Genomic DNA, 6,921 nt, shown 5'->3' on the forward strand with positions numbered 1-6,921 from the left:
AAGCTCATTCATTTCATCCATAAGGAATAATGTACATTTTGGCTTGATATTTGCCATTATGTTCATACGTAATGACGAAGAAATTGCCTATAATAGCCATCGGAACTTCACTTTGGTTCCGTCTAAAATTATTTTGACCGTTTAATGAGAACAAATTAGATGATGACACCATACGATGCCAATGATGAAACAGTTTCTCATGATACAGATGCTGGCAATTCAGACATGACCGCCATGCCCACCCGTGAAGAAGCAGAAGCTGCCGTTGAGGTGCTATTGCGCTGGGCTGGCGACGATCCAACGCGCGAAGGTCTGGTTGGTACACCAGGACGGGTTGCGCGCGCATGGAAAGAATTCTGCGTCGGCTATACCGAAGATCCGATGGAAATGCTTGAGCGCACTTTTGACGAAGTCGAAGGCTATGATGATATGGTCATGCTTCGCAATATTCGTATGGAAAGCCATTGCGAACATCACATGGTTCCCATTCTAGGCGTTGCCCATATTGCCTATATGCCTGACAAACGTGTTGTTGGCATTTCCAAGCTGGCACGTGTTCTTGACAGTTTTGCCAGACGTCTGCAAACCCAAGAAACCCTCACCGCACAGATCGCGGATTGCATTCAAACAGCCTTAAAGCCCAAAGGTGTAGCCATCTTGATGGATGCACAACATCAATGCATGACCACACGTGGTGTTCGCAAACCTGATGTATCGATGCTGACAACCCGCTTTACGGGCGTGTTCGACAGCAATGCCGAATTGCGCGGGCGTTTTCTGGATCAGGCAAAGCGCGGCTAACGCCACGACTTTCCTGCTTCAAGATATGATTCAAATCTTCAGGCGTTGCTTTCGTCAAGCACCTTGACCGGGCCTGACATTTTCAGCTCACTCGCGCTGGCTTCGGCTTCGTAATTCAGCACGAATACGCCTGCGAAATGATTTTCCTTAAATACGAAACTGCCTTTCAGCTCATTTATAAAGCTTTGCGCCTTTTCTTCATATTTCTTCAGCTTATTAATATCTTCGAACTTGATCAGGATCGACAGGTCGCCGCCTTTACCAATCGCAACATTGATAGCTTGGAATTTATATTCAGCTATTTTGCCGCCAAGATAATCCGAACAGAATGCTGCCGCTACCTTAGCTTCATTTACATTGGAGAATTTATACTGATAGATTTTTGCGTACATTTTATAGCGCTTCCAGTTGATTAAGCATATCGTTGACCATTGATTCGGCAGCATCACCCTCGACACGCACCTTATTCAGGACTTTGGTTTGCAGCCCCATCTCAACCTGAAACTTTTGCCCCTCGGTTGTCAATTTGCCGCGCCCATCTGCATCGACCTCGCACATGCCAGCTTCGACAAACATATCCAGCTTACTAGCATGCACGGGCAAACCACTGAACAATGACATGAAGTTTCTAAAATCACGGTTGTTGGATGATTCAAACCGATCAAAGAAGGTATCCATCGCTTTCATGATTTTTTGCGATGTGACTTCTTTTTGTTCGGTATGCGTATCTAATTGATGTGCAATCCGCTTGGTCAGCTTTTTGACCAACTCAACTTTATCAGGCGCGGTTTCCTTTGGCGTCCAGTTCAACATACATAATGTGCCAAGCGCATAATTATCCTTATTTATGACCGGAAAGCCTGCATAGCCACCAGTAAAATCACCCGACTGAACGGCTGGAGATTTGTTATAAACGTCATGCTCACAAATATTGGGGATCAGCAAAGGCTCGCTTTCCAGCAACACATAAGCACATAGGCTGGTATTGCGGCTACCCTTAGTATCTGGGTCACTATTCGGCATTCCGATCTTGGCGATGTGACACTGATCTTCGCTATCAAATAGACTGAAAATAGCAGCATCATAACCAAGCAGATCTTTCGCTATCTCACAATAAACACGAAACATGTCACCTTGATTTGTATCAATGATGCCCGTGTTTTGTACGACCTGAACACGGCGATCTTCATTGTCTGGTCTTGGGGCTGGCGCTAAACTCATAACTGGCTCCGTCACTTAAAATACTGGTTTAGACTCTAAGTGCGATATAGTTAGCTTGTAAATACTCTAAATTAGTTAGGTGTTATTATTTGATACTTACATCCCGAAATAGCGAACATATTTAAAATTCGATGCCCGCATGACAGCGCATACCGCATCACACAAGCCCTGCACCAGCAATATCATCGTATTTGGCTGAACCCGAAGCGGGCATAATCTGATCCTGCTATGACATCAAACATATAGTTGCTTAACGATAAGCCCCAGAGACACCAGCATCAGAAAACCACCTATTGATAAATCTCTATATCGGTTTTGTCCGATCAGAAGTTTGTTTATCACAGGGCTACTTGCCAACAGCACCACACAGACATAAACAAGCGTGTCGATCACCCCTGCCACCAACGCCATTTGCACATGCACAATGCCAGACTGTCCCGGGCTTAAAAATTGGCTGAACACCGATAGAAAAAAGATCGCAATTTTGGGATTAAAAACGGCAATCAGAAAGCCATCACGAAACATGTGGCTAAGCGGCATGGCCTTGGCTTCAACATGTACGGATCTAGGGCGCAGGGCGCTAAAAAAAAGCTTCCAACCGATGTAAAACAGAAAACATGCGCCTAGAAACTGTAACACGCCCAGCGCAACCGGACTGGCAAGTAGCAATAGCCCTAACCCTGTGGCTGTCACAACCGCGTAAAGAGACACGCCTATGCCGTGGCCAACCGATGCCATGATGCCTGATGGTTTGCCCCCTTCCACCGTACAGGCCAGAATGACAAGCAAACTTGGTCCGGGTGACATCGCCCCCATCAGACATAGAAATACTAATGACATCCATTCATGTAACGGCAAGACGTCACCCCTGCCCGAACGGGATATGCCCGTCTCGCATTTGTCTTATGAAAATCATGACCCAAATATTCCGAAACTTAGTGCCATCCCAATACCAAAGATAATATGACCGATCAAAGCCACCGAACATACGAATAATGGCTTTGGTGTTTTGCGTGCCAATACACCTTTCCCAAGACAGGGCAGAAACATGAACCATGGCACGACAACACTGGCCGCACCGAAATAGACACCGTCCAGCCATGTTGTATCCAGATACGGCGTTTTATACATCAGCATTGCAAAAATAACGCTATAGCCAATCGACACCGCATAATGCAATGCCCAGCCTGCCGCGGCCTCGTATTTTATGGCTGGTGTGTCATCAAGCGCGTCATTGACGATCTTGCCTTTGGTTAGTGCGATGATAAGCCAGCGTCCAATCACCCCCCAGTTGGTGGCTGGAATACCGACAAAACGCTGCAAACATATTTGCCATAAATCAAGCACGGCACATGCAACAACGCCTGCCAGAACAATGACTAGAAAAATGCTCATAAAAACCTGCTTCTATCTGCTTAAAAGATAACTTCGACAGCTTCGCCTGTCACCACATCATAGGCAACGGCCCCACCACTAGATACGCTAATACCTGTCACTGCGTTAATGGTCACAAAATGCGTTACCATCAAGACTGGACTATTCTTATTATCCAGACTGTCTAAAAACTGATGCAGACTTTGCAATGTTTCGGCGCGCGGAACAATATTCTGATAAAATGAATTCAGCCCGGGTAACTCTATGACTTTACCTTGCTCAAGTAGCGTTGCGGTTTCCAGACAACGACACCATTGACTGGAAAAAACCGACGCAAAGGACAGATCAAGCTTTGTCATGTGTGCGCCAAGATCACGAGCTTGCTGGCGGCCTACCTCATCAAGATTCCGCTGCGTAGCACAAACGGAAACTTCAAAATGACCCGGATCACCTGTACCTGGTGCCAGCGCGTGCCGCATAAACAGAACCTGTCCAAAAGGATTTTTGGCATATTCGATAATTGTCATTGTCGTGGCAAAGGCGTGCCCACTACCGATCAAGATAAAAACAAAAAAAATCAATAATCTGAAAGAAGACATCATGCCATAAATCGCCCGCTAAATTTGGTAAAATATATATATGCAAATACAATTTTAAGCTATAGCCAAGGCATAACAGTTTTGCTATACCAACACATCAATATACTTTTACCCAAATTCGGAAATGGAGATTCCCTGTGCTTCAACAAGGCGATCTTTTACGTGACAATGGCACTGGCCAAACGCTCGAGGTAATGGGCACTAAAGTACTCATGGGTATCACCCATTTTGAGCTACAGAACAAAACAACCTTGTCCTATCTGACATTATCCGAACATGGGATAAAAATTCGCTTTACCCCGGCTGGACGCAACGAACCAAAAGATGTTGCCTAGCCATTTAGCCATTGGGTTAAAACGGAACCGTTAGATTTATCGAGCCTGACAAGTCTTTTTGCGAATCTAGATTTTGGATCTCGAATTTCAGCCATTTATGGCGTTCATCTGCATCGGATAGATACAGCCCCAGCCCCAGACCACAGGCGCTAGTCTTGGTTGAAGAGCGAACACGCTGACACATCAAGCTGGGTGCAAAGGTAAATTTGTTCCGGGGCATTATTTCATTCATTGAGTCGATATTAAACTTGATCTCTGGGCTAATGCGTAAATTCCAAGCGCGCACTGTATCCGCATCCATAGTCAGCATGTCAGTGGAACCCGAAATAATCGATTTAGCATCATGCCCACTAATTTTTGAAATGCCGTATTGAATGTCCATTGTCGGCCATATTTCAAACCCGGGTGCATGTTGTGCCATCACAAAATCATACTGAGCGCGTGGATCGCTGAAATCTGTCATTGGCTGGTTACGCCGCATCCGAAAAATCTTCATCACACCGGTTGTTGATAGTCCAATCGATGCGGTTTGCATGGTAAAGGTGCTGATCAGTTCCTTGCTACCGTTATTCACCTTCAGACTGTTTGCCGTACCGCCAAGGGTGGCATATCCAGATATATGTAAATCTTTCAATGGTGACCAGATCGTATAGGCACCAATCGACAATCCAGCAAAACGATTACGCCCTGGGAAAGCCCCTTTGATATGGGATGAGCCCAGATTCGAGCCGACAAAAATGCCATTTGTCTGACTGGAGCCAATTTTCTTTTCCCAAGCCAGTTTGGTATTCACATGGCCTGACGTCGTTCCATCCTTTTGTTTGCTATATTGAAAATCGCCAAACAGAATGGCTTCGGCTGTTCCACTTGTCTTATCAAGTTTTTTTGTCAAAGCACCGTTCAGATCGCGCTCTTTGTCGGTAACCTTTCCTTCTATAGTTACGCCTGTTGCATTGCGGGACAATAGCGCTAGCTCTGGACGTTGGCTTTGGGCTTTCTTGTCGGCTGCCAGCTGTAATTTGGCTTGACGTTGTTGTGCTTTGGCCTGCGCCGCCTTGTTTTTCGCCGCGATATGACGCGTACGCGCATCACGGATAAACCGCCCATCAAAAGACATGAAATTATTCAAAAGACGCGACGCTTCAAAGCTGATTGCCTGTTTCAAAGACACTTTTGACGCCACAATAACGGCGGCTGCTTCTGCTTCTTCTGCGGCTGTACCAATGACGACTGGTTCACCATAAATATAGAAATTAACCCCATCCGACACCGTCATGCTGGGCGCATAAGACGTAACAACGATATAATAAACCTGATTTGCTGTCAGATTATAGGTGATCCGGGGGCAATAGCTGAGTTGTGCGCCACAGACGCCCATAACGACACCACCTGCGCCATAGGGTGCTGATGAAACATCATCATTTATTTCGACTGCATTTGTACGCGGTGATGTGTCGTCAAAACTATTCTCATAGAGAATCAGAACGGTATCTTCATTGCTTGATGACAATCCAAACGTATAGCTTCCTGTAACAGTCGGGGTGAAATATTGCGCCACATATTCGCGTGGTGCCGCAGTTTGATCCGATAAATGCGAAACCAGCGTCAGTTGCGTACCACCGCCATCAAAGGTGCCAACGGTAACGCCTGACACCCCGCCTTTCAAAACACTCTGGCTTAGGACAGGCAAAGCTATCAGCCCCACATGCACAAAACCGGCGATCACGGCAAAGGCGGCAAAAAACTTGCCTGCGCGTATAATCGTGCGCCCAAGCTGAAAACCACGCAAAGCAACAGGCACCAAATCATCTATATCAATTTGCGTTTCGGGCAGTTCAGTATCGTCAATGGCACGGTTAAGACGTGACCTGATGCGGTGCAAGCGCCAAAGCGTTTCAGCCGTCAAAGGATCATCAAGATATGACTCTGCCGGCTCCACACGTGACTCCGTAACTTATTATAGAACTAGCCTGAGGACGTGCAGGCTGATTATCAATTTCATGCTTTCTATTACGACTGAACCGGGAAATTCTATAGATAAATAGATAATCCATCCGACACCAAAAATCAGTGATAGCTGTCCAGCCCTGGCGCATGCCGTCTGAATTGATTTAAATCAAGATTGGTTGACATTTACACGTAAGCCGACACAATAACTTATTACATTTTCGTGAAAACATTATCTGGAGAATAAGTGAATATAATTCAAAAAACACAACTATAGGAGGTAATAATGGTCGGTAACCTAGATGCACTGACCACAATTTTTACTGAGTTCTATTATTGGGTTACTGTGGTCTTTATGTTTCTCATTCATGTCGGGTTCTGCATGTATGAAGTAGGCGCAAGCCGTCACAAGAACCATCTTCACACATTAATGAAGAACATCATGATCATTCCTTTGGTCACGGTGACGTTCTTCTTCTTTGGATGGTGGATTTATTGGGCATTCCCTGATTTTCCATTATTTGGCGGGCTCGATCTTGAATCTGGCGCGGCCAATCTGCCATGGTCCGAAAATATGGCTACCAACCTTGATGATCGTATCACTGGCGTTTTCTGGGCGGCGTTCCTGCTGTTCTCATGGACAG

General features: G+C 45.8%; 8 protein-coding genes and 1 pseudogene. 3 read left to right on the plus strand and 6 right to left on the minus strand.

The window, feature by feature from the left end; genetic code table 11:
* Window positions 1–159 precede the first annotated feature (159 nt).
* Complete coding sequence (gene folE / locus ABNT28_RS09315; RefSeq protein ID WP_332924304.1) at window positions 160–801, plus strand: GTP cyclohydrolase I FolE; 642 nt, start codon at window positions 160–162, stop codon at window positions 799–801.
* A gap of 38 nt (window positions 802–839) precedes the next feature.
* Here the strand turns inward: folE and ABNT28_RS09320 are convergent, their stop codons facing one another.
* The 5 genes from ABNT28_RS09320 to ABNT28_RS09340 form a co-directional block, all read right to left on the minus strand.
* The gene (locus ABNT28_RS09320; protein WP_332924305.1) at window positions 840–1,193 is read right to left on the minus strand and encodes a hypothetical protein; all 354 of its coding nucleotides are present in this window, start codon (window positions 1,191–1,193) and stop codon (window positions 840–842) included.
* Window position 1,194: 1 nt separating this feature from the next.
* Complete coding sequence (locus ABNT28_RS09325) at window positions 1,195–2,022, minus strand: GAF domain-containing protein (protein WP_332924306.1); 828 nt, start codon at window positions 2,020–2,022, stop codon at window positions 1,195–1,197.
* A 234-nt stretch (window positions 2,023–2,256) separates the two neighbouring features.
* On the minus strand, window positions 2,257–2,880 hold the full coding sequence (locus ABNT28_RS09330; RefSeq protein ID WP_332924307.1) for a LysE family translocator: 624 nt from the start codon (window positions 2,878–2,880) through the stop codon (window positions 2,257–2,259).
* Window positions 2,881–2,934: 54 nt separating this feature from the next.
* Complete coding sequence (locus tag ABNT28_RS09335; RefSeq protein WP_332924308.1) at window positions 2,935–3,417, minus strand: DUF2938 family protein; 483 nt, start codon at window positions 3,415–3,417, stop codon at window positions 2,935–2,937.
* Window positions 3,418–3,437: 20 nt separating this feature from the next.
* Entirely contained in the window at window positions 3,438–3,998 is a 561-nt protein-coding gene (locus tag ABNT28_RS09340) for a histidine phosphatase family protein (RefSeq protein ID WP_332924309.1), read from the minus strand.
* A gap of 134 nt (window positions 3,999–4,132) precedes the next feature.
* Between ABNT28_RS09340 and ABNT28_RS09345 the strand changes: the two genes are divergently transcribed.
* Window positions 4,133–4,330: a hypothetical protein gene (locus ABNT28_RS09345; protein WP_332924310.1), complete on the plus strand. Its 198-nt coding sequence runs from the start codon at window positions 4,133–4,135 to the stop codon at window positions 4,328–4,330.
* A gap of 16 nt (window positions 4,331–4,346) precedes the next feature.
* On the opposite strand, the gene ABNT28_RS09350 is transcribed toward ABNT28_RS09345, so the two are convergent.
* On the minus strand, window positions 4,347–6,269 hold the full coding sequence (locus ABNT28_RS09350) for a hypothetical protein (RefSeq protein WP_348721452.1): 1,923 nt from the start codon (window positions 6,267–6,269) through the stop codon (window positions 4,347–4,349).
* Window positions 6,270–6,563: 294 nt separating this feature from the next.
* Here ABNT28_RS09350 and ABNT28_RS09355 point away from each other — a divergent pair.
* Window positions 6,564–6,921, plus strand: a pseudogene (locus ABNT28_RS09355) (ammonium transporter); the annotation flags it as partial.

Origin of the sequence: uncultured Candidatus Puniceispirillum sp. (assembly GCF_963979125.1) — a bacterium.
Classification (GTDB): Bacteria; Pseudomonadota; Alphaproteobacteria; order Puniceispirillales; family Puniceispirillaceae; genus Puniceispirillum.

Excerpts from the sequence above, each read along its gene's own strand:
- ABNT28_RS09325 (WP_332924306.1), bottom strand. The coding sequence starts at position 2,022 with ATGAGTTTAGCGCCAGCCCCAAGACCAGACAATGAAGATCGCCGTGTT.
- ABNT28_RS09340 (WP_332924309.1), bottom strand. The coding sequence starts at position 3,998 with ATGATGTCTTCTTTCAGATTATTGATTTTTTTTGTTTTTATCTTGATC.
- ABNT28_RS09335 (WP_332924308.1), bottom strand. The coding sequence starts at position 3,417 with ATGAGCATTTTTCTAGTCATTGTTCTGGCAGGCGTTGTTGCATGTGCC.
- folE (WP_332924304.1), top strand. The coding sequence starts at position 160 with ATGATGACACCATACGATGCCAATGATGAAACAGTTTCTCATGATACA.
- ABNT28_RS09320 (WP_332924305.1), bottom strand. The coding sequence starts at position 1,193 with ATGTACGCAAAAATCTATCAGTATAAATTCTCCAATGTAAATGAAGCT.